Genomic DNA, 23,312 nt, shown 5'->3' with positions numbered 1-23,312 from the left:
ATAGAACTTAAATAGATTAAATATTAAGCCAGTAGGTAAACTTTAAATTTATGGATCTAAATCTAGGTGCAAAAACATCTACAAAATAATTATCGTTATAAACCAGAAATAAATCTGATAATGGAGCAAAACGCCATTGCAACCTAGAGTTTATACCTAAATTGTCTCGTTGGTTGCTATACTGTACCAGAGTAGACCAAAAAACAGATTTGCTAAAGGTAACCGTTGCCCTTGGGCTAATTAGCCAAATATCCGCACTAGAATAAGGGGCGGGTAACGAAATGTTATCATACTGAAGATTAAGGCCTAATTCTACTTTTGGTTGAAAACGCAGGCTAAACCTACCCTCTAGGGACAAGCGGTTTCCATTAAAGAATTGGCCATAGCTAGGTTCCAAGGCATAAGAAAAAAAACGGCGTTGATCGGATTGGAATTCCAACTCTACCCGGTTGAAATGATAGCTTGTATTGGCCGGTAATTCAACGGCATTATCTTTTCCGGAAGGGTCAAAAGAATCTGTTAGGTACACAAAGCGTTTTTGTAACCTACCCTGTAATCTTTCCAAAGATTTAAACTCTGCCGTAAGTTCCCAATTAATGTTATAGTCAGAATACAACCAGTCTAGACCAGGTCTCCAAGTAACCACATTGAACAGTTGGGTTTCCCACCGGTTAATTTTACCTTTTTTAGGCCAGAACCTTCCTTCTAATATTTGTGCCACCTTAAAAATATCGGTTCTTCTTATAAAACCAAGGTCAGACTCAAATTCTTCGTCTACGGATACGGCATCTATAAAAGCGGAAAAATACTTCGTGTTTTTTCCAAAAAAGGCTCCTAGGGAATAATTTCCTTCAGAATCATCTGGTTGAAACGATTTATGCGCATAAAACTTACCAAGCCAACTATTGTCTGCAGTTGCTAAATTGTAATCAATGCCCACAACCCGGTTAAAAGTTTCATCCTCTTCTAAATAATCGCCCGGGTTAATGGCTTGTCTATTGATAAAAAAGAACCCTAAATTAGAACGGGCAAACATTCTGTGTTGTAAGGCCAGCATCATATTGTTGTTGGATGCTATTTCGTTTTCTGAATCTTCCTCGGTCTGGATGTTCAAAAATCCTAATCTCAAATTTTTGTTGATTTTACCACTTAATCGGAGACCGCCAAGTATTCTGTTTTCTATGGTGTTGTCTGCTGTATCTTTAGCTATGCCTATTCTTCTACTAAAAAATGGATTGGCATCTCTAGACCCACCAAAACTTCCGAATAAATCATTGTTATCTATAAAAAACTGCCTTCGTTCTGGTAGTGCAACTTCAAAACGGGTTAGATTGGTTATAAAATTATCTACTTCTACCGTAGAAAAATCTGGATTAACGGTTAAGTCTAGGTTTAAACTATTTCCAATAGAAATTTTAGCATCCGCACCTACCTTAAAATTATTCAAGTTATCATTTTCTTCATAGTCTTTGGCCAAAATACCGTTGGTATAGGGAATAATGGCCAAAGGTGTCCTAGATTTTCCCAATGGTTTTTCAAAACGCATATCGCCCATAAAAGCGAGGTTAAAAATTAATTGGTTTTGAGGGATTTTAACCCAAGTAGAGCGTTCATTGGCCTGCATATCTAGACGATAACAATTAAACCTCCATTTGGTCTCACCTTCACGAAACTTAAAAGAAGTTAGGGGTATAGCTATCTCGGAGACAAAATAATCATCATATATTTTAGACTCACCCCTCCACTTAACGTCCCATGAGGTGGTAAAATCATCCCTATCTGTTCCACCATTGGCAATTAACGCCTCACGGCGTACACCAAAAGGGTTCATACCAAACAAAAATGCATTGGTACCATCATTGAAAGTGTCAAATACAAGACTTATTTGGTCTATGCCACCACCTCTAAAATCGCGTTGTAGCGAACGGGTAAGGTAATTTTTTCCAACACTGTAACCCTTTACCGCAATGTATAACGTGGTGGCGTCATAAAGCATTTTAATTTCGGTTTCTTTTTGGGCTAATGTGCTATCTGATGGAAAGTATTGGTGAAATCCGTTAGGTCCGTCTGCATGCTCCCATTCTGGTTCGTCCAAGATTCCGTCTAGTTTTACGGGTAGGTCTGTAAATTTAACCGTGAAATTTTTAGGATTGGTCTGTGCCAACGTAAGTTGAAACAAGGACATAAGTATGCCCGTGGCAAGTAGTTTGGCCATGATAGTCATTTGAATTAGCACTCCGAAATTAACGTTTTGAGCTGTTAAATAAATGCTAAATAACGCTAATCGTCTTTTTTTGGTGCTCTTTTGGCCTCTTTGAGCGCTTTCATCAACATCCATTCAATTTGTCCATTGGTACTCCTAAACTCGTCTGCAGCCCATTTTTCAATAGCCTTGAGCATATCTTCGTTTAACCGTAGGGCAAATCCTTTTTTCTTACTCATTCGACTTTATAAATTTTTCCAATGCTAAAACCAAATTATTGGATAAAGGGTATTTAGGGTCCGTATAAGTTGCAAGTTGTTGATGCGCTCTAGTAACCTCTTTTAAAGTGTGAGTTGTATTTTCTAAAAGTAAGAGTGTTGCCTTAGGTTGCGCTGCCTTTAACAGTTTTGCCTCTTCTACTGGTACTTGAATGTCTAAGTCGCCATTTAAAATAAGTGTAGGGAGGTTTACTTTTTTTATTTCTTCTTGTGGGTCAAAGGCCATCCATGATTTTATGAACTTTTGGTTTTGAGGCGCAAATAAGGATAGTAGCAAAGGATTGACTTCTTTTATGGTATCTGTTTGTTGTAACTCTTCAATATGGGTTTTTGCTATTGCCGCTAATTCTTTGCTCTGTTGTGTTATTTGTGTAATTAGAATAGCATCCATAGGCCTTGCGGGGCCAGATAAAGAAATAAAACTTTTTAGTTTCTTATGTTTTTGTAGCATCGCTATTAGTGAACCTTGGCTGTGGCCTATTAAATGATAGCCCTTAAAGCGATTGTCTTTTTCAAAAGCTTTGAGTATAGTGGCAACATCTGCAACCAAATCTTCAAAACCAATATTAGGTTGCAAACGTATATTTTGTTTAGAAAAAGTACGTTTATCAAATCTTAAAAATGCAATTCCTCTTTGGTTTAGACTATCGGCCAATTGTTTCGCATAGTCTGCATGTATCATGGGCTTGTAGTTTCCATCCCTATCTATTGGTCCAGAACCCGCAATAAATAGGGCCAAAGGCAATGGCTTTTTGCTTTCTGGGTATGATAAAATTCCAGAAAGTTTAATAGAATCGTGGTACACCGTAAACGGTTCTATTATTACCTGTGCCTTACTATTAAATGCGAAAAAGAATACTAGTAAAATTAGCTTTTTCATCTATTCTTATTTCGTTCAAAAATTATTTTTGAAGACTGCTCTAGATATTGTTTTACTTCCCAGCCTTGCTGGGCATGGCTATTTAGCAAGTCTTCCAATTTTTGGTTGTTATTGGTTAATCCATATTTAAATTGTACTACTTTGTATTCTTTCATTCTTAATGGTTTAAGGTGCCGGCGTTAACCACTGGTGAAGCGTCTTTATCAGAGCAGAGTACTACCATTAAATTACTTACCATTGCAGCTTTTCTTTCTTCGTCTAAAGCTACCAATTCTTTTTTGCTTAGTTCTTCTAACGCCATTTCTACCATACTAACCGCACCTTCTACAATTTTATGCCTTGCTGCAACTATGGCCGTGGCCTGTTGTCTTTTAAGCATGGCATTGGCGATTTCTTGTGCATAAGCCAAATAACCAATTCTTGCCTCTAAAACCTTTATACCAGCCATTTCTAAACGGTCTTGAATTTCTTTTTCTAACGCCTCACTTACTTCATTAACACTAGACCTTAGTGTTACATCTTCTTCAATTCCTTCGTCCGCAAAATTATCATAAGGGTACATACTAGCCAATTTTCTAACGGCTGCATCTGTTTGTACGCGCACAAAATTTTTATAATCATCAACATCAAAAGCAGCTTTATAGGTGTCCGTAACCTTCCAAACAAGAATGGTGCTAATCATAATTGGGTTGCCTAGCTTATCATTTACTTTTAAGCGCTCACTATCAAAATTACTGGCACGCAAGGATATTTTTTTCTTGGAATAAAAAGGGAGTACCCAAAAAAGGCCATTAGACTTTATAGTACCCACATATTTTCCAAAAAGGAGAAGTACCCTTGAACTATTTGGGTTTACCAGGACTAGACCAAATGCCAGGAATAGGCCTATAAATATTGCTAAAACTAATAGTAGGGAACCGCCGTTAAAAAGTAAAAAAGTGCCCCCTGCAATTAGTATAACAGCTAAAAACAACATTAAGTACCCGTTTATTGGAGTAGTGGTTTTTTCGTTGGTTAATTGATTCATGATATATGATATTAAAATGATATCATAAATATATTAAAAATATTTAATCCTGGAATTTTTTCTTTTTCTTCTTATTGGGGTTGGTAAACAGCCGTTTTAAAAAGCCATCTCTTTTTATCGGATCACAGCTTAATTTGTTGGTCAGTGCAGTAGAAAGCGGTTTAAATTTTGCCTTGGTAATACTATCAAATTCTGGTTTGCCGTTCATGTCTTTATATAGTTTGGCAAAAACAGGTAGCGCCGCATTGGCTCCTTGCCCAATAGCAGTAGAACTAAAACCAATTTCGTGCTGGTCTAGGCCAACCCAAGTAATATGTACCAATTTAGGGGTAATGGCAGCAAACCAAGCATCTTTATTGTTTTGCGTGGTTCCAGTTTTTCCGGCAATGTCATTAGATAAACCATATGTATTTCTAATTCTAGCCGCGGTACCACGGTCTACTACAGATTGCATCATATTTATAATTATAGCCGCATTTTCTTGGGAGAGGCTTGTTCTAGTTGTAGTTTCTTTTTTGTGGGTATACAATAAACTATCGTTAACTGAACTTATATTCTGTATAAAATAGGGTTGACTAACCTTGCCATAATTGGCTATAGAACTATATGCTTTAGCCATTTCTATCAATTTTATTTCTCCTGCACCTAGGGCAATTGCTGGTTCTTTTGGTAATTCTGTAGCAATTCCCATTTTTTTTGCCTGTTCTATTACGTTGTTTATGCCTGTTTTTTCTAGAATTTTTACGGTTACTGTATTTACGGAATTTGTGAGGGCTTCTTCCATGCTATAATTTAAATAAGCCTCGTCTTTATCTCCTGAGTTACTTGGAGACCATCCCTTTAAGTTTTCATATTCTACCTCTCTTGCCGAAAAATAATCACAAGGTTGTACCCCTTGCTCCAACGCAGCTAAATAAACTATAGGCTTAAAGGTAGAGCCTACTTGTCTTTTACTTTGGTTTACATGGTCATACTTAAAATAATTGTAGTTAACACCACCAATCCAACTTCTAATAGCCCCATTATTGGGGTCCACGCTTAGGCTACCCACATTTAAGAATTTTATAAAGTGTGCTATGCTGTCTAAAGTACTTGCGTTTACTTCTTTATCCTCTATATAACTAGGTAAGTTCATGGGTCTTTTTACACTGAGACTGTCCCAAATCTGATGTTCCTTTAGACCCGCTTTTTTCAATTTTTTATAAGAAAGGGTTTGTTTAGCTATTTTTTTAATCAAGTTTGGGTTGCTGAGCCATGGTGCATTACTTCCGTGTCCCTTTTCAAATTGTATTTGTAGGTTTTCTAGGTGAGACAGCATATTTTTTTCTGCCAACTGCTGTAGTTCATAATTTAACGTGGTGTAAATCTTAAGTCCGTCTGTGTAGAGGTTTACTTCATTTTCTTGGCACCATGGTAAAAGTTCTTTTCTTACGGCCTCTCTAAAGTAAGGAGCTAGGCCATTGTTATGATCGTAATCTCTATAATTCAATTTTAATTTTAGGGCTGTTAAACTGTCTTTTTCCTGTTCAGAAATAAAACCATTACGGTACATGTTGTACAGTACCAAATTTCTTCTAACCCGGCTTTTTTCTGGAAAAACCCTGGGGTTGTACCCATATGTTGCCTTAAGCATACCAACCAAAACCGCAGCTTGTTCAGTTTTTAATGAGTCTGTACCAGTATTAAAAAACTTACGCGAAGCTGCTTCTATCCCATAGGTGTTGTCACCAAAAGAAACGGTGTTCAGGTACAGAGCTAGAATTTCGTCTTTTGTGTAGATAGTCTCAATTCTATTAGCCATAAGCATTTCTTTTACCTTATTTATAACAAGGTTGTTATTGCTTCGTTCTCTTCTGGGATATAGGTTTTTGGCCAACTGTTGGGTAATAGTACTACCACCACCAGAGCTTTCATCGCCCAACAACACGCTTTTTAAAGCAACACGAAACATGCTTTTTAAATCGGTTCCAGAATGGTCATAAAAACGCTCGTCTTCTATTGCAATAAGGGCTTCTTTTAAGTTTTTTGGCATGTTCTTAAAAGGAATGGGCTGCCTATCGTTTAAGTAGAACTTGCCTATTAAAATACTATCTGCCGAATAGATTTCAGAAGCTCGTTGGTGTTCAATATTTGCTAATGCTTCTTTTGTAGGGAGTTTACCAAACGCTCCAAAGTTTACAAGGAGAATAAATATTAGGGGTAGTACTATTAGTATGCCTGCGCTAATAGCCACTATTTTTACTACCTTTTTTTTATTTAATTTCTGCAAAAACAATTTTTTCTCCATTATGGTAAGATGATAATAAAAGGTTAAAACTATTTGGTATTTAACAATTGGTTTAGAAGCAATGCTAAATTTGCCCAAAATTTTTTAAGGTGATGAAGCATTACATTTTTTTTGTAGTTCTATTAGTACATACGGTTGCAAGCGCTAATTTGGTTTGGGGTAAAAAAGGACATAGGGTAACTGGCCATATTGCGGAACAGCATTTAACTAAAAAAGCTAGAAAGAAAATTCAAAAGTTGCTAGATGGTCACAGCTTGGCGTTTGTATCTACTTATGCAGATGAAATAAAATCCGACAGAAGCTTTTCTGAATATTCTCCTTGGCATTACGTAAATTATCCATTGGGCACTCTATACAAAGATTCCAAGAAGAGCGAACATGGAGACATTGTAACAGCTATAGCTACCTGCCAAGCCGTAATCAAGGATGCTAACAGCAGTAAAAATGATAAAATATTTCACTTAAAATTGCTAGTTCATTTAATTGGAGATTTACACCAACCACTGCATGTTGGTAGGGGAGAAGATAAGGGAGGAAACGATATACAGGTAAGGTGGTTTAATGATGGTAGCAATCTGCATCGGGTTTGGGATACCAATATGATAGAAAGCTATGGAATGAGCTATGAAGAATTGGGCAATGAATTACTACAGAGTATTACAAAACAAGAGAGGCTACAAATACAAGTAGGAGCGGTAACCAATTGGTTAGAAGAGTCACATGTTTTAGCGGACAAACTTTATGACTCTGCCAAAGTAGGTGAGAAATTAAGCTACCGTTACAGCTATGAAAATAATCCTTTGTTGTTTAGCCAATTAAAAAAAGGAGGCTTGCGTTTGGCCAAAGTATTAAACGAGTTGTTTAAATAAGCCTTAGCGTTTGGCAATTTTATTGCCACTTATATGTCTTTGTCTAGAACACTTAAACCGGTCTGTACCGTTATCCCGTAATTTGGCATGCTTGGTTTTTCTACCTTGTACCCTCTTTCGCCACATTCTAAAGCTGCTAGCTTTCATATGTTTGCGCATTATTTCTATGGTTTCTTGTTCAGAAATACCAAATTGAAATGTAATAGCTTCAAAAGGGGTGCGGTCTTCCCAGGCCATTTCTATAATTCGGTCTAATTCTCTTTCCGTAAATTTTTTTTGCATACCGTAAAGGTATAGTAGCCTTGATGCAAGGTCAATTTTGTTTAATGTTATTACCTTATAGTCCTAAAGGTAAGATTTATACGCGGGCCAATTGGTTTGGCCGTTTTGGGTATTTGGTGTAGCCAATGATGTTGGGTAGTGCCTTTCATTAACAATAAACTACCGTTTTCCAATATCATTTTATGTTTTAGATGTTTGTTCTCCTTGTTTTTAAAATGAAAAGCTCTGGGAGCACCAAAACTTAACGAAGCAATTATTGGGTTTGTACCCAATTCTTTTTCATTGTCTGCGTGCCAACCATTGCTATCTTTTCCAAAGCGATAAAGATTAAGCAAACACGTTGTAAAACTGGTTTTGGTTGTTTCCTCCGTTTTGGTTTTTATCTTTTTTAATAGAGCAGAAAAAGGATGCGGCTGCATGGTAATATTGGAATAGGTATAAGATTTACCGTTGTTGCCATAAAGAGCCGTTAATCTGGGTTGGTCATACGTTTTGCCAAAAACAGTAATCTTGTCTTGCTGCCATGGTGTTTCTGTTTTAAGACGATTAAAAATAGAATTGGCCGTTTCTAAATCATAAAAATTTGGAAAGTAAACAACTTCTGCCTGCGGTAAATCTAAAACTATGGATTCTAGTTGTGCCAATTTTATTGTAAAACCGCTTTTAATTCATTTCTGTATTCCGAAGGATTTTGCCCAGTAAACGCTTTAAACGATTTATTAAAATGGGAAAAGTTGTTAAAACCACTCTCATAACAAACCTCTGTAATACTTATAGGTTGTTCTGCAAGTAGTTTAGAGGCGTGCACCAATCTATATTCGTTTACAAACTGGGTAAACGTTTTATTTGTTATTTTTTTAAAGTAGCGACAAAAAGAAGGTACCGTCATGCTTACCATGTCTGCAATCTGCTCCAATTTTATTTCTTCTTTAAAATTCATTTTTACAAAATTAAAGACGATGTTGATGCGGTCATTGTCCTTTACTTCTGACTGCATGGTAAAACCATCTGCATTTAGTACTTTGTATTCTTCAGAACTGCCCAGCTCATTTAAGATGTTTAATATGGAAAGGAGGCGTTGAAAATCGGTCTGGTACTCTAGTATTTCTATTTTTTCACCAATTTTAGTTTTTGTCTTGCCGTAAAAAGCAATTCCACTTTTGCAAATGTCCAACAGGTTTTTAACCCGTTTCATTTCCGGAATATTAAAAAACTCCGTTCCTAGGAAGTTTTTTTTCATTTGTATCACCGTTTCACTTTTGTTACCGGTAAGTTTATCCGTAAAACCACAATGAGGCAGGTTACTGCCAATTAGGATTAAATCCCCATCCCTAAAATAAGATACATGGCTGCCTATTTGTCTTTTTCCTGAGCCACCGTTTATATAGACCAGTTCTAATTCTGGGTGGTAATGCCAAGAAGTGTAATGGTTAAGGTTGTACTCATCGTATTTATTATATGTAAAAGAGTAACCAAAATTTGGTTCTATAGCTTCAAAAGCTGGTTTTTGTTTAAAGGGTTCCATCATCCTATCTATCTTCAATTTAAACGCCTGTTTTACTAATACTGTACAAATTTAACACAAAACTATGGAAAATTACCGTTTACATTAAATTAACATTGTTTGTAGGGTAAAATAGTATAGATATTGGAAAATTCTGTAGTAGAGTGGCATGGGTAAGCCGACGTATGTTTGCAGTGTAAGTTTTTTACTAATCATAAAAACGAAGTAGTTATGAAAGCAATTTTGAAAAACGCAGTAGCAGTAGCCTTATTATTTGTAACAGTGGCAACAATGGCTAACGGACCTGAAAAGACTTTTGGCAAAAAAGTTAACGAGGTAGAAAAGAACATCATGGCTGTAGAGCTAGACCCTATATTTAAGAAAAAAGGAGACAAATTATTGGTAAGCCTTTTAAACTTAGAGCAGAAAGATGTAACGATAAGAATCTACGATAACGAAGGTAGAGTAGTATATAAAGAAATTTTGGAAGGTAAATTGGTTATTGAAAAGGCATTCAACTTTGAGAACGCTTTTGAAAACGATTACACCGTAGTTGTAACGGAAAACAAAAAATCTTTCAAGGAAACTGTAGAAATAAAATAAGCTACAGTTCTGTACAAAGCAGTTTAGTTTTTAGTTAATTTATTCAGTTTGTGGAAACCCCGGTAGCAGTACCGGGGTTTTATTTTGTCAATTTATTCTTGTAGAACAATTGTTTGTCTGCTCTTAATCCTTTACTTAAGCTTGCCAGTTCCATTATGGTTTTGCTCTTGGTTTGGTTGGTTGCCAACCTGTAATAATCATAAATGGTTAAAGGGATGTTAGCTTCTTCTTTAAGTTCAAAAACATCGCCCACTTTTACAATTCCTTTTTTTATAATTCTTAAATACGTGCCAGAACCAGAATGGGATAAAAATTCTTTGATGATGTTTTGGTCCTTAAATCGTATACCTAGTTTAAAACATGGCTGTCTGGGCTCGGATATTTGTACAACGGCTTGGCCTACATTATAGATGTTACCAATGTAAGTTTTGGTTTCGTCTAATTGGGTCACTGTTAAATTTTCTCCAAACATACCCCATTGCCAATCTAGGTTGGGGTATTTTTCTTTCCAAAAAGGATAATGTTCCGTAGAAAATACATAACAAGCCTTATGTAAGCCTCCATGGTGTTTACGGTCTATGACGGCATCATTGGCAACATCTGTATTTTCTAATAAAAGTGGCTCATGTGTGGGATATTTATAGATGCCTGTTTGTATACTCTTACCGTTCCACTCAACAGTTTTGGCTTCTCCTAAATTTGTGCTAACAATCTCCATGCTTTAAAGGTAATAATAGGCCCAATACATAAGGCCAAATTGCAAAGGCAATCTTAAAATTAACAACCATTTTGGTATGCCGGCAGCTTGTTTTTTGCCAGAAAGCATGTAAAAATGAACCAAAAGAAAAACTGCTAGCATGGCTATGATACCATAAACGGCCAACTCTTTGGTAAACGAAAAACACAGCATTAAACCTAGTACAACTTCTGCCACACCACTCCAGAACACCAACGCTTTATGGGCAGGTAGGTATCTTGGCATAATACGTAAGTAGGCTTTTGGTTTTATAAAATGCATAATACCTCCAAAAATATACATGGCCGCCATTAGATAAATATGCCAAGGGGTTGAAAACATAATTGTGTTTTTGCTAAAGATAGAAAATAAAAAAACCGTTTTGAACCAATTCAAAACGGTTTTCTACATATATGGATTCCTGTCTCGGCAGGAAGTAGTGTTACACTACTTTATCATTTCATAGCTTCTAGAAATGAATTTTGTCAGTTCCTCACCTTTCAATAAACCTTTAGATAAACGCGCCAAATCCAAAGACTGATTTATCAATCGTTCTTTTTTCTTGGCCGTTTTGGTATTTAGAATTTCACCAACCAATTCGTGATTGGTGTTTACGATGAGGTTAAACATATCTGGCATATTACCCATACCAAACATGCCGCCACCTCCTGTTTTCTGCATATCTTTCATACGACGCATAAACTCGGGCTCTGTAATCATAAAAGGTTGTGCGTTACTATCCATAGCTTCTAATTGAACAGTATAGCTGCTTTTTTCGCCTAACACCTTTTCTAATTCGCCCTTTAATGCTTCTTTTTCATCATCAGATAATTTAGAAATAGTTTCCTCTTCTTTTTTAATTAAATTATCTACATGGTCTGCATCTACACGAGCAAAAGAGATATTTTCTTTAGATGTTTCTAATTTCTGTAGTAGATGTGCAACTATTGGGGAGTCTAACAATAATACCTCGTATCCTTTTGCTTTGGCGGCTTCGGTATAGCTATGTTGTTCTTCGGTGTTACTAGCATACAATAAAACAGTTTTATTGTCTTTATCTGTTTGATTGTCCTTTACCTTTTCTATTAGTTCCTCAAATGTGTAATATTTGCCATCAACGGTAGGGTAAAGTGCAAATTTATCAGCTTTATCAAAGAATTTATCTTCAGAAAGCATACCGTATTCAATCACTACTTTAATATCATTCCATTTACTTTCAAAGTCTTCACGGTTGTTTTTAAACAATGAGCTTAACTTATCTGCAACTTTCTTGGTTATGTAAGATGAAATCTTTTTAACCGCACCATCTGCTTGTAAATAAGAGCGAGAAACATTCAAAGGAATGTCTGGTGAGTCTATTACCCCACGTAGCATGGTTAAAAATTCAGGTACAATACCTTCTACATTATCCGTTACAAATACCTGATTTTGGTACAGTTGTATCTTATCTTTTTGAATGTTTAAATCATTGGTAAGCTTTGGAAAATAAAGGATACCTGTAAGATTAAATGGATAATCAACGTTTAGGTGAATATGAAACAATGGTTCTTCGAACTGCATTGGATATAATTCCCTGTAAAAACTTTTATAATCTTCTGCCTCTAAATCGGTAGGTTTTTTAGTCCATGCCGGATTAGGGTTATTAATAATATCATCTACTTCTTTTGTAGGAGCAGGATCATCTTCTTTTGCACCCTCTGGTTTTGGTAAGGTTTCGGTACGTGTTCCAAACTTAATTGGTATTGGCATAAACTTATTGTACTTGGTCAATAAGGTTCTTATGCGGGCCTCTTCTAAAAATTCTGTAGAATCTTCTGCTACATGCAAAATAATTTCGGTACCTCTTTCAGTTTTGTCTGCTTCAGAAAGTTCAAATTCTGGAGACCCGTCACAAACCCAGCGTACCGCAGGCTCATCTTTAAAACTCTTGGTAACAATTTCTACTTTTTCCGCAACCATAAATGCAGAGTAGAAACCTAGTCCAAAATGACCAATAATACCAGTGTCTTTACCAGAATCTTTGTACTTATCTAAAAATTCTTCAGCGCCAGAGAAAGCAACTTCATTGATGTACTTTTTTACCTCTGCCTCGGTCATACCAATACCTTGGTCAATAATATGTATTTTTTTGTTGTCTTTATCTACCTTAATTTCTATGATAGGATTGCCGTATTCTACTTGGGCCTCTCCAATTGATGTAAGGTGTTTTAATTTTAAAGTAGCATCTGTAGCATTAGATACCAACTCTCTCAAGAAAATTTCATGGTCACTATAAAGAAATTTCTTTATCAGTGGAAAAATGTTTTCTACAGAAACGTTAATCTTACCTGTTGCCATATTTATTTTGTTTATAAAGAGTGCTTAAAAGCGATTAAATAATAGATTTTACTTGCCTTTATGGCAAAAAAAATACCAGACCTATAAAACTGACAAACTGACATTTATTTAATTTTAACAAATTTTAATGTTTAATAAATTAGTTAAATAGTTAAACATTATTATATTTGTGGTGTTGTGGTAAAAAAATTGCTATGAAAAGTTATTTCTACAACAAGAGTTGTTTATTTATTGGTTAGGTTGTGAGAGTGCACTTTTGCTAGAAAGTGCACTTTCTTTTTTTATTTAGGTACTATTTAACAGCATTGCTGTTTAATAATATGTAATTTTATTTTAAACATTTTATTATGGCTACAAAGACAACAACAGCAAAAATTACAGAAGACAAGTTGATTACGTTGTACATGGATCATGTTTTAGAGCAAGAAGCATATCCTATGTCTATCTATAAGTTTTGCAAATTGTATAAAGTAAAGGAGGAACAGTTCTATGAGTTTTTTGGTTCTTTTGAAGCCTTGCAGAAAAGAATTTGGGACAAGTTTTTTGAAAACACCATACAACTATTAACAGCCAATAAAGAATATTCTGGCTTTAGTAATAGGGACAAGATGTTAACGTTCTTCTATACATTTTTTGAAGTTTTAACTTTAAATAGAAGTTATGTGCTTTTTGCATTGGGTAATTCTAAAAAAATGCCAGAAAAATTAGAAGAGTTGAAGGGACTGCGCACTCACGTAAAGTCTTTTGCAAAGGATTTGATTAATGACGCTAACGAAGGGAAGAAAATTAAAGTTTCTAAAAAGAGTCCGCAGGTATTTTCAGAAGGGGCTTGGGTACAATTTTTATTTCTTCTAAAATTTTGGATGAAAGATTCCTCCAAAGGTTTTGAAAAAACCGATGTGGCCATAGAGAAATCCGTAAATACCATTTTTGATGTGTTTGATAGCACTCCGTTAGATAGTTTATTGGATTTTGGAAAATTTTTGTACAAGGAAAATTTTGCATGATGATTTATGAAGACGTTAGATAAAATACCAACCGGAAAACTAGAGAGAGCCAGTAAATTGGTAAAAACTGGGGTGAAAATTGGTGGTAACTATGTTAAATACTATGGCAATAAAATAGTAAATCCAGAGAATGCCAAAGACACCTTGGACCAAGACAATGCCACGGATATTTATGATGGGTTAAAAGATTTAAAGGGAAGCGCATTAAAGGTGGCCCAAATGTTAAGCATGGAAAAAAATCTTTTGCCAAATGCTTACGTAGAAAAATTTTCCTTATCCCAGTTTTCCGTGCCACCACTTTCTGCACCACTGGTTAGAAAAACGTTTAAAAAATATTTGAACAAGTATCCTGAAGAGGTGTTCGATACTTTTGAAAAAGATTCTATTAATGCCGCAAGCATAGGGCAAGTACATAAAGCTACAAAAGATGGTAAGTCTTTAGCGGTTAAAATTCAATATCCAGGAGTTGCAGATAGTATAAGTAGTGATTTGGCTTTGGTAAAACCCATTGCCATACGCATGTTTAATTTGCAGGGTAAAGATTCAGATAAATATTTTAAAGAGGTAGAGAATAAGTTAATTGAAGAGACCAATTACAATCTGGAATTAAAACAAAGTCAAGAAATTACCTTGGCTTGCAAAGACATTCCAAACTTGTTGTTTCCCAACTATTACCCAGACCTATCTAGTGAGAAGATTATTACGATGGATTGGATGCAAGGAACCCATTTGAGCGAATTTGCCAAAACTAGTTTTAGCCAAGAGGAGGGTAATAAACTTGGGCAGGCTTTATGGGATTTTTACATGTTTCAAATTCACGGCCTTAAAAAAGTACATGCAGATCCACATCCGGGAAATTTTTTGGTAAGTGCGGATAATCAGTTAATAGCAATAGATTTTGGCTGTATTAAGGTTATACCAGACGACTTTTATAATCCTTACTTTGAGTTGGCCGCGGAGCAGAATATTTCTAATGATGAGTTTTTTAAGGCGAAATTGTACGAGCTGGAAATTTTAACGCAAATGGATTCCGCGGAAGAGTTAAAGTTTTTTACAGCGTTATTTAAAGAAATGTTGACCATCTTTACCGCTCCTTTTAACAAGGAAACTTTTGATTTTGGATCCGAAGTGTTTTGGAGTCAAATTGCGGATTTAAGTGAACGATATTCCAAAGACCCACAAATACGCAAAATGAACGGCAACAGAGGTTCTAAACATTTTCTATACATGAATAGAACCTTCTTTGGATTGTATAATCTGTTGCACGATCTAAAAGCTAAAGTTCAGGTAAATAACTTTAGACAATATTTGGATTAGTCCTTTCGGACTAATCCTTTTTATTTTTTACGTATTTATCTAACCATTGGTCTTGTTCCCAAAGCAAATGTAGAATACTCTCTTTTGCCCTGTAACCATGACTTTCTTTGGGGAACATTACCAAGCGTACCGTGGCACCAAGCCCTTTAAGTGCGTTAAAATATCTTTCACTTTGCATCGGGTATGTACCAGAATTATTATCTGCCTTGCCATGTACCAGCAATAGCGGGGTTTTCATTTTTTCTGCATGCATAAACGGAGACATGGTATAGTATACCTCTGGGGCTTCCCAATAATTTCTTTCCTCACTTTGAAATCCAAATGGAGTTAATGTTCTATTGTAAGCGCCGCTACGCGCAATACCCGCGGCAAAAAGGTTGGAATGTGATAATAAATTGGCTACCATAAAAGCGCCATAACTATGACCACCAACCGCAACTCTGTCTCGGTCTATATACCCTAAGGCATCTACGGCATCTATGGCTGCCTTGGCATTTGCTACCAATTGGCTCCTAAACGTATCGTTGGGTTGTTCGTCTGCTTCACCAATTATAGGGAAAGCCGCATCGTCTAATACCACATATCCTTTTGTAACCCAGTAAATAGGAGATCCCCAGTAAGGATAGGTGAACTCATTGGGGTTTTGGGTGTTTTGAGAGGCGCTGTTTTTATCTTTAAACTCCCTTGGATAGGCCCATAAAATCATGGGCATTTTTTCTTTGGAGGTTTTATCATACCCTACGGGTAAATATAATGTACCACTAAGTTGAAGTCCGTCTTCCCGTTTGTAGGTAATAACCTCTTTATGTACATTTTGTAAACTTTTATAGGGGTTTTCAAAATCTGTAAGCTGGGTAGCTTTCTTTCGTTTTTGTAACTTTTTAAAATAGTAATTAGGGTACTCTTGGGGCGATTCTATCCTTACCAATAGTTCGTCTTTTTCTACATTGTAATCTAGCAAGCGTTCTTTTTTGCCTGTTATTTTAGAAGTATAAATGCGTGTTTTCTTTTGGGTTTCTAGGTTTATTTTATCTACAAAGGGAAACTGTCCTTCCTTGGTGTACCCATCGCCTAACAAAAAGCCGTTTTGCCCTGATAATGCCAAAGTGTAAGTGCCATACTCTGATTTTTTAGTGGCAAAGCTTCCGGGGTCGCTATATACATCTTGATAGTTTCTATCTGCCAAAATAATTGCCTCTTGGTTGTTGTTAGATGGGTTAAAAAGATAAGTCTTAGTATTTCTGGTGTTCCACCAATAGTCATATGCAATAGCCATGTTGTCATTGCCCCATAATATGTAGCGAAACCTATTTATTGTTTTTAAGATACTTTTTCCTTCAGTGTTAAATGGTGCTTCAACTTGAAATACCTCATCCCTATAATCAACTTCATTGGCGGGGTCGCCACCGTCTAGTGCTTTTGCATAAATAAGACTAGCCGGTTTATCGCTTCGCCATGAAAGATTACGCATTCCAGTTCTTGTTGCCATAAAACCTTGTGGTAAATCTTCAATTAATGGCACCTCTAAAACGGTATTTACCAACTTGCCGTCTTTATTATAAATGGTTGTTTTAGAGGGGAATCTGCTATAGGTAACCAAATAGGAGAATGGTTTGTTTATGGAGACAACCATTACATATTCACCATTTGGCGAAAAGCTAATAGAACTGTAAAGGTCTGCCGGTAACCATTCCGTTTTTGTACCGTCCATAGTAACCTTAAAAAGAGAGGCTCTTGCCAGTTGCTCAAAATTGAACTCGTCATTAGGGTTTTTCAATAAATCCTGATAGGTCCTATTTTGTGCTTTTTTTCCGTCGTTAGAAGAAATGGTTGGGCCAGTTGGTACTGCATCCGCCGCGTTTATTAACGGTTTGCGGTCTTCAGGTAGCATTTTAACCAAAATGGCATCGCCATCCTTAAACCAATTTATTACATCTCTCATATTGGCATTTACGTTTGCCGCTGTAAGTTGTTTCATTGTGGCCGTTGCAACATCTAACACCCAAATGGCAACGCCATTTTCTGTAGTATTGGTCATAGCAATTTTGGTTTGGTCTGGAGACCAGCTAAAATTGGCCAGCCTAGCATTACTAGGTATGCCCTTAACGGTTGTGGTGCTACCTTTATCAATACTTTTAAGTTCTACATTGTTGTAATAATTAGTCCTACTACCAATATTGGTTTTTGGGTTAATTCTTAGGCCTGCAAGTCTTAATTCTTGTTCAGATAATTCTGCAATACTTTTGTATTGGTTTCTATAGAGTAAAAGCATGTTTTTGCCATCATCAGTAATTTGTACCGATGGGGCAAGGGGAGCATCTACCAAATCTAGAATTTCATTAGAAGGTTTTTGGTAGTTTAAATTCTCTTGAGCTGTGCTTAAAGCAAAGGAGCACAGAAAGAGAAACAATAGTAGATTTTTCATTTTAATTGTGTTTTAGTCGATTTTAATTTTACTACGGTTGAGTCTAAAAATACAATATTATATAAGGTAGCTTTTAGATAACTTTTTGATTTAACAACAATTAAACATTTATGTCTTTTTTGATTAAATCCAATTTGTGTTAAACAACTAAATCCATTTATTTGCACTTTTTTAGATTTGCACGGTTTATTTTTTATAATTTGAAATTTAAAAGGTGCAATCCTTGTTAATTGTTAATTTGAAAACATGTATAATTCAAAGATTATAGGCTTAGGCTATTATGTTCCGGACAATGTGGTAACCAATGATGATTTGTCCAAAATAATGGATACAAGTGATGAATGGATACAGGAGCGTACTGGTATCAAAGAACGCAGGCATGTAGAGCCAGGTAAGGATACAACTACCTCTATGGGGGTAAAGGCTGCTAAAAAGGCTATAGAAAGAGCAGGTATAGACAAAGACGATATTGATTTTATTGTCTTTGCCACTTTAAGTCCGGATTATTATTTTCCTGGTCCAGGTGTTTTGGTGCAGCGAGATTTGGGGATTAAAACCGTAGGGGCCTTAGATGTTAGAAATCAATGTTCTGGATTTGTGTATGCTATGTCCGTTGCGGATCAGTACATCAAAACGGGAATGTACAAGAACATATTGGTAATAGGGTCAGAATTACATAGTAGGGGCTTAGATATGACAACTCGTGGTCGTTCGGTTTCCGTGATTTTTGGTGATGGGGCCGGTGCTGCTATAGTTAGCAGGGAAGAGGATACTACAAAAGGTGTCTTATCTAGTCATTTACATTCTGAAGGGCAGCATGCAGAAGAATTGTCTTTAATTGCACCAGGTATGGGCAAACGTTGGGTAACGGATATTATTGAAGATGCAGATGCAGATGACACCTCCTATTTTCCGTACATGAACGGACAATTTGTATTTAAAAATGCGGTGGTACGTTTTAGCGAGGTAATTATGGAGGGGCTAAAAAAGAATAAGCTTACCCCAGAAGATATCGATATGCTAATTCCGCACCAGGCCAACTTAAGGATAGCGCAATTTATTCAAAAGAAGTTTGCATTAACAGATGATCAGGTATTTAATAATATTATGAATTACGGTAATACTACAGCTGCTAGTATACCAATTGCCTTAACAGAAGCTTGGGAACAAGGAAAGATAAAAGAGGGAGACCTAGTAGTTTTGGCTGCGTTTGGTAGCGGATTTACTTGGGGTAGCTTGGTAATGCGTTGGTAATAAAATTACCCTAGCCCTTCTGCATAGAAAGACTAGGGATTTAGACCTATCGGTTATAATTAACCAACCAAATTTTTATATCCAATAGGCCATTTTGGCATTGATTGTCTTCTATTTAAAAGACGACCAATAAATAGTTTTGTTACACGGTAGTTTGACTAATGATAAAGAAGAAGCCCCGATAAAAATCGGGGCTTTAATACATTGATAAGCTATACTAAACACTAACCATTAACTATAAAAAAAATACAGTCTTACCAATGAGTCTGTGACTTATATTAAGACGTAAGAATACTTAATTCGTTACGACTAAATTTAAGATTTAACATATATTTATAAATATGCAAAGAACTTTAGTCTTTGGAGCCTCATTAAACCCTTCCCGTTATAGTAACATGGCCATTAAACGCTTGCAAGAAAAAAACGTTCCAACCGTTGCGTTTGGCCTAAGAGGGGGAAATGTAGGAACTGTGCAAATAAACACCAATTTAAATGAATTACCAAAAATTGACGTTGTAACGTTATATATGAACCCTGAACGGCAAAAGCAATATTACGATAGTATTATTGCTCTAGGGCCCAAAAAAGTTATATTCAATCCTGGTACGGAAAACCCGGATTTTTATAAGCTATTAAAAGTTAATGGTATTGAAGTGGAAATTGCATGTACTTTGGTTTTGTTGGCAACAAATTCTTACTAAGCTTTTTTACGAATTAGATATAGCCCTAGAAATGTAAGTAGCCCATTTAGTGGTAATAATTCATATCCTAAATTATAGCCATTTAAATAGGATGCATCTATATTGGCCAAACCTGTAATTAGCACTACGGACATGATGCAGACCAGCCAAACGTATTGGTCTTTAATTTGATGTTTGGTAAACATACCAAACGCAAACAGTCCTAATAGCGGCCCATAAGTGTAACCGGCAACCGTTAGTAGGCTATCTATTACATTGCTATTTAGTACATATTTAAATAGAATAATAACAACAACCAATACGGCACTCATGTAAATATGGGTGCGTTTACGAATTTGTTTCTGTTTTGCTTCTGGCTGTTTATCTATTTTTAAAAAATCAATGCAAAAAGAGGTGGTAAGCGAAGTTAATGCGCTATCCGCACTACTATAAGCAGCTGCTATCAATCCTAGCATAAAGGTAATGGATAGTGTAAGACCCAAACCACTATTTAGCGCAATTTCTGGAAATAATAAATCGGTCTTTGGTTCACCATCCATAAGTGGAATGGCAATATTTTTTTGTTTGGCATAAATAAAAAGCAAAGCTCCTAAAAGCATAAATAAAAAGGTAACCACTACCAAAACAATACTAAAAGATACCATGTTTTTTTGGGCGTCTTTCAATGTTTTACAAGTTAGGTTTTTTTGCATCATATCCTGGTCCAATCCAGTCATGCAAATGGTAATGAACATACCACCAAAAAAAGATTTTAAGAAATGGTTACGTGCCAAAAAGTCATCAAACTGAAAAACCGTATCGTAGTTTTTTAGTTCTTCTGAATCTAAAAATTCGCTAAAACTCCACCCAATTTCTTGGTTAATAAAAACAATTGATAATACAACGGCCAAAATCATAAAGGTGGTTTGTAAGGTATCTGTCCATACTATAGTTTTTATGCCGCCCTTATTAGTATAAACCCATATTAAAACTATAGATAGTATAACGGTTAATTCAAAAGGTACATTAAAGGCATCAAAAACAAATTGTTGTAGAACAATAGCTACTAAGAACAATCTAAAAGCCGCACCCAAAACCCTAGAAACAAAAAAGAAAAACGCCCCGGTCTTGTGTGCGGTGGGTCCAAACCTATTTGCTAGATATTCATAAATAGAGGTAAGATTATGGCGATAGTATAAAGGTAAAAGCAAGTAGGCCACCACAAAATAGCCTACAAAATAACCCAATACCACTTGTAGATAAGTAAACTTAGAACCATCTATCCAACCTGGAACGGAAATAAATGTAACGCCAGACAAAGATGCGCCAACCATACCAAAGGCTACTAAATACCAAGGAGACTGTCTGCCTGCTTTAAAAAAGTCGGTATTGCTATCGTTCTTTCCTGTAAAATAGGAGATTAGCATTAATACAAAAAAGTACGCGGCTATTAAAAGTAAAATCTGGATGGCGGTCATTTAAAAATCAATTTAAAATGCAAATTACAAAAACATTAAGCAGCGGATAAAATTGTAATTTTGCGAAATGGAATTTTCTTCTAAATTATTAGAAAATGCAGTATACGAGGTGTCTCAATTACCGGGAATAGGTAAAAGAACCGCCTTGCGTTTGGTATTGCATTTATTGAAACAACCAGAGCAACAAACTTACCATTTGGCCAATGCGCTGGTAAAGCTCAAAGACGAAATTAATTTCTGTAAAAACTGTCATAATATTTCTGATACCGAAACATGTGAAATTTGTGCCAATCCAAAACGGGACAGCAGCATTATTTGTGTGGTAGAAGATGTAAGAGATGTTATGGCTATAGAAAATACCTCTCAGTTTCAAGGCCATTATCATGTCTTGGGCGGCAAAATTTCGCCAATGGAAGGTGTTGGTCCGCAAGATTTGACAATTCCTGCTCTTGTCACCAAAGTAAAAGGAGGTGGGGTTAAAGAATTGATTTTCGCTCTAAGTGCTTCCATGGAGGGTGATACCACCAATTTTTATATCTATAAACAATTAGAGGGTTTACAAGTTGCAACCTCTACCATAGCAAGAGGTATAGCTGTTGGGGACGAACTGGAGTATGCAGATGAAGTTACCTTGGGTAGGAGTATACTGCATCGTGTGCCATTTGAAAGTTCTTTAAAATCAAATTAATAAAGTATAAACAAAAAAATAGCTATAAAAATGCTATTTTTGCAAAAATATTACACAAAACCACATTCTAATTACAGATATGGCAAAATACGAACTTAAATTACCGCAAATGGGCGAAAGTGTAGCAGAGGCTACATTAACCTCGTGGCTTAAAGAAATAGGTGACACTATAGAAATGGACGAAGCTGTTTTTGAGGTGGCTACGGACAAAGTGGATTCTGAGGTGCCGTGTGAATATGAAGGTAAGCTAGTAAAGAAGCTATTTGATGTAGATGATGTGGTTAAAGTTGGAGACGTTGTTGCTATCATTGAGACAGATGCAGATGATATTGATGCCGAAGCGGACGAAGTAGAAGAGGTTGTGGCGGATGAGGCTGTGGATACGGCAAAAGAGCTAGAGGCGCAGATGAATACAGTTCAAGAATCGGTTGCTGATGCTTCAGAAGATTATGCAGATTCAGATAGGTTTTATTCGCCTTTGGTCAAAAACATTGCCAAAGAAGAAGGGGTGAGTTTAGAAGAACTAGATACCATCCCTGGAACCGGTAAAGATGGCCGTGTTACTAAGAACGATATTCTGGAATATGTTTCGGCAAAGAAAAAACAGCCTGCACAATCTATAGTAGCCCCAAAAACTCCTGCCAAAGAGAAAGAAGTTTCTGGGGAGGTGGCCACAGCTCCAAAACCAGCTTCAACACCTACACCCGTAGCAATAAAAGATGGCGATGAGATCATACCGTTAAGCAGAATGGGTAAATTAATTGCAAAACACATGACAGATAGTGTTGCAACTTCTGCCCATGTGCAAAGCTTTATTGAGGTAGACGTAACCAATGTGGTGGCTTGGCGTAATAAAGTTAAAGATGCTTTTCAGAAAAGGGAGGGCGAAAAGCTAACCTTTACTCCAATATTTATGGAGGCGGTAGCTATGGCCATAAAAAAATATCCGCTTATAAACATAAGTGTAGATGGCGATGCTGTGGTTAAAAAGAAAAATATTAATCTTGGTATGGCAGCGGCTCTGCCAGATGGTAATCTTATAGTTCCGGTTATTAAAAATGCTGATCAATTAAATTTGGTGGGTATGGCAAAAACCGTAAATGATTTAGCAAACCGCGCAAGGGCAAATCAACTTAAACCAGATGAGATAAAAGATGGTACTTACACGGTTACTAATATTGGTAGTTTTGGTAGTGTTTTTGGAACGCCAATAATCAATCAACCTCAGGTGGGTATTTTGGCCTTAGGGGCAATTAGAAAAATTCCTTCGGTAATAGAAACCCCAGAAGGCGATTTAATTGGTATACGCAGTAAGATGTATTTAAGTCACAGCTATGACCATAGAGTGGTAAATGGTGCTTTAGGAGGTATGTTTGTAAAAGCGGTTGCCGATTATTTAGAATCATGGGACGTAAATAGGGAGATTTAGTAGTCCCAAGAATCCCATTATCTTTGTG

The 23,312-nt window shown here is 36.2% G+C and carries 22 protein-coding genes; 8 read left to right on the top strand and 14 right to left on the bottom strand.

Translation table 11 applies throughout. The features are described from left to right. Positions 1-16: 16 nt before the first annotated feature. The 6 genes from BUL40_RS14525 to BUL40_RS14500 all read right to left on the bottom strand — a co-directional run bounded on the left by BUL40_RS14525 (position 17) and on the right by BUL40_RS14500 (position 6,657). Complete coding sequence (locus tag BUL40_RS14525; protein WP_010519907.1) at positions 17-2,215, bottom strand: DUF5916 domain-containing protein; 2,199 nt, start codon at positions 2,213-2,215, stop codon at positions 17-19. Between the two features lie 65 nt (positions 2,216-2,280). Next, the gene (locus BUL40_RS14520; RefSeq protein WP_010519908.1) at positions 2,281-2,442 is read right to left on the bottom strand and encodes an Arc family DNA-binding protein; all 162 of its coding nucleotides are present in this window, start codon (positions 2,440-2,442) and stop codon (positions 2,281-2,283) included. Beyond that, positions 2,435-3,361, bottom strand: coding sequence for an alpha/beta hydrolase (locus BUL40_RS14515; protein ID WP_080319841.1), 927 nt, complete (start codon positions 3,359-3,361; stop codon positions 2,435-2,437). Before BUL40_RS14515 ends, BUL40_RS14520 begins: the two co-directional genes overlap by 8 nt. Beyond that, positions 3,358-3,516 carry a DUF4177 domain-containing protein gene (locus tag BUL40_RS14510; RefSeq protein ID WP_080319840.1) on the bottom strand — a complete coding sequence of 53 codons (159 nt, stop codon included), beginning with the start codon at positions 3,514-3,516 and terminating at the stop codon, positions 3,358-3,360. Before BUL40_RS14510 ends, BUL40_RS14515 begins: the two co-directional genes overlap by 4 nt. A 2-nt stretch (positions 3,517-3,518) precedes the next feature. Further along, a complete protein-coding gene (locus BUL40_RS14505) occupies positions 3,519-4,388 on the bottom strand; it encodes an SPFH domain-containing protein (RefSeq protein ID WP_080319839.1) in 870 nt (289 codons plus the stop codon). 43 nt (positions 4,389-4,431) lie between these two features. Then, positions 4,432-6,657: a transglycosylase domain-containing protein gene (locus BUL40_RS14500; RefSeq protein WP_244901883.1), complete on the bottom strand. Its 2,226-nt coding sequence runs from the start codon at positions 6,655-6,657 to the stop codon at positions 4,432-4,434. Between the two features lie 110 nt (positions 6,658-6,767). On the opposite strand from BUL40_RS14500, the gene BUL40_RS14495 reads away from it, so the two are divergent. Beyond that, the gene (locus BUL40_RS14495; RefSeq protein ID WP_080319837.1) at positions 6,768-7,544 is read left to right on the top strand and encodes a S1/P1 nuclease; all 777 of its coding nucleotides are present in this window, start codon (positions 6,768-6,770) and stop codon (positions 7,542-7,544) included. A 3-nt stretch (positions 7,545-7,547) separates the two neighbouring features. Here the strand turns inward: BUL40_RS14495 and BUL40_RS14490 are convergent, their stop codons facing one another. The 3 genes from BUL40_RS14490 to BUL40_RS14480 are packed head-to-tail and all read right to left on the bottom strand — an operon-like array spanning position 7,548 to position 9,354. After that, positions 7,548-7,826 carry a TIGR03643 family protein gene (locus BUL40_RS14490; protein WP_080319836.1) on the bottom strand — a complete coding sequence of 93 codons (279 nt, stop codon included), beginning with the start codon at positions 7,824-7,826 and terminating at the stop codon, positions 7,548-7,550. 50 nt (positions 7,827-7,876) lie between these two features. After that, positions 7,877-8,470: an alpha-ketoglutarate-dependent dioxygenase AlkB family protein gene (locus BUL40_RS14485; RefSeq protein ID WP_080319835.1), complete on the bottom strand. Its 594-nt coding sequence runs from the start codon at positions 8,468-8,470 to the stop codon at positions 7,877-7,879. Between the two features lie 2 nt (positions 8,471-8,472). Further along, the gene (locus BUL40_RS14480; RefSeq protein WP_010519915.1) at positions 8,473-9,354 is read right to left on the bottom strand and encodes an AraC family transcriptional regulator; all 882 of its coding nucleotides are present in this window, start codon (positions 9,352-9,354) and stop codon (positions 8,473-8,475) included. 207 nt (positions 9,355-9,561) lie between these two features. Here BUL40_RS14480 and BUL40_RS14475 point away from each other — a divergent pair, with 207 nt between their 5' ends. Next, positions 9,562-9,933, top strand: coding sequence for a hypothetical protein (locus BUL40_RS14475; RefSeq protein ID WP_010519916.1), 372 nt, complete (start codon positions 9,562-9,564; stop codon positions 9,931-9,933). Positions 9,934-10,012: 79 nt separating this feature from the next. Here BUL40_RS14475 and BUL40_RS14470 read toward each other — a convergent pair whose 3' ends face one another. The 3 genes from BUL40_RS14470 to htpG all read right to left on the bottom strand — a co-directional run bounded on the left by BUL40_RS14470 (position 10,013) and on the right by htpG (position 13,006). Beyond that, the gene (locus BUL40_RS14470) at positions 10,013-10,651 is read right to left on the bottom strand and encodes an MOSC domain-containing protein (RefSeq protein ID WP_080319834.1); all 639 of its coding nucleotides are present in this window, start codon (positions 10,649-10,651) and stop codon (positions 10,013-10,015) included. A gap of 3 nt (positions 10,652-10,654) precedes the next feature. Further along, positions 10,655-11,011, bottom strand: coding sequence for a DoxX family protein (locus BUL40_RS14465; protein WP_080319833.1), 357 nt, complete (start codon positions 11,009-11,011; stop codon positions 10,655-10,657). Between the two features lie 105 nt (positions 11,012-11,116). Next, positions 11,117-13,006, bottom strand: a complete 1,890-nt coding sequence (gene htpG, locus BUL40_RS14460) for a molecular chaperone HtpG (RefSeq protein WP_080319832.1) — start codon at positions 13,004-13,006, stop codon at positions 11,117-11,119. 347 nt (positions 13,007-13,353) lie between these two features. On the opposite strand from htpG, the gene BUL40_RS14455 reads away from it, so the two are divergent. Both BUL40_RS14455 and BUL40_RS14450 read left to right on the top strand, forming a co-directional pair. Further along, positions 13,354-14,013, top strand: coding sequence for a TetR family transcriptional regulator C-terminal domain-containing protein (locus BUL40_RS14455; protein WP_080319831.1), 660 nt, complete (start codon positions 13,354-13,356; stop codon positions 14,011-14,013). A 6-nt stretch (positions 14,014-14,019) separates the two neighbouring features. Beyond that, a complete protein-coding gene (locus BUL40_RS14450; protein ID WP_080319830.1) occupies positions 14,020-15,330 on the top strand; it encodes an ABC1 kinase family protein in 1,311 nt (436 codons plus the stop codon). A 10-nt stretch (positions 15,331-15,340) separates the two neighbouring features. Here the strand turns inward: BUL40_RS14450 and BUL40_RS14445 are convergent, their stop codons facing one another. Continuing rightward, complete coding sequence (locus tag BUL40_RS14445; protein WP_080319829.1) at positions 15,341-17,755, bottom strand: S9 family peptidase; 2,415 nt, start codon at positions 17,753-17,755, stop codon at positions 15,341-15,343. A 246-nt stretch (positions 17,756-18,001) separates the two neighbouring features. On the opposite strand from BUL40_RS14445, the gene BUL40_RS14440 reads away from it, so the two are divergent. After that, complete coding sequence (locus tag BUL40_RS14440; protein WP_080319828.1) at positions 18,002-19,009, top strand: 3-oxoacyl-ACP synthase III family protein; 1,008 nt, start codon at positions 18,002-18,004, stop codon at positions 19,007-19,009. Positions 19,010-19,350: 341 nt separating this feature from the next. Then, positions 19,351-19,710 carry a CoA-binding protein gene (locus BUL40_RS14435; protein WP_080319827.1) on the top strand — a complete coding sequence of 120 codons (360 nt, stop codon included), beginning with the start codon at positions 19,351-19,353 and terminating at the stop codon, positions 19,708-19,710. On the opposite strand, the gene BUL40_RS14430 is transcribed toward BUL40_RS14435, so the two are convergent. Then, positions 19,707-21,167 carry a sodium:solute symporter gene (locus BUL40_RS14430; protein WP_080319826.1) on the bottom strand — a complete coding sequence of 487 codons (1,461 nt, stop codon included), beginning with the start codon at positions 21,165-21,167 and terminating at the stop codon, positions 19,707-19,709. The two genes, BUL40_RS14435 and BUL40_RS14430, sit on opposite strands and share 4 nt — an antisense overlap. A 67-nt stretch (positions 21,168-21,234) precedes the next feature. Between BUL40_RS14430 and recR the strand changes: the two genes are divergently transcribed. Together recR and BUL40_RS14420 are read left to right on the top strand one after the other, a co-directional pair. Beyond that, a complete protein-coding gene (recR, locus tag BUL40_RS14425; RefSeq protein ID WP_010519926.1) occupies positions 21,235-21,855 on the top strand; it encodes a recombination mediator RecR in 621 nt (206 codons plus the stop codon). A 79-nt stretch (positions 21,856-21,934) separates the two neighbouring features. Further along, positions 21,935-23,284, top strand: a complete 1,350-nt coding sequence (locus BUL40_RS14420; RefSeq protein ID WP_080319825.1) for a dihydrolipoamide acetyltransferase family protein — start codon at positions 21,935-21,937, stop codon at positions 23,282-23,284. The last annotated feature ends 28 nt before the right edge of the window (positions 23,285-23,312 follow it).

It is taken from the genome of Croceivirga radicis (assembly GCF_002072105.2).
GTDB lineage: Bacteria > Bacteroidota > Bacteroidia > Flavobacteriales > Flavobacteriaceae > Croceivirga > Croceivirga radicis.
Note: the sequence above shows the minus strand (reverse complement) of the source record. Positions and strands in the feature narration are given on the sequence as shown.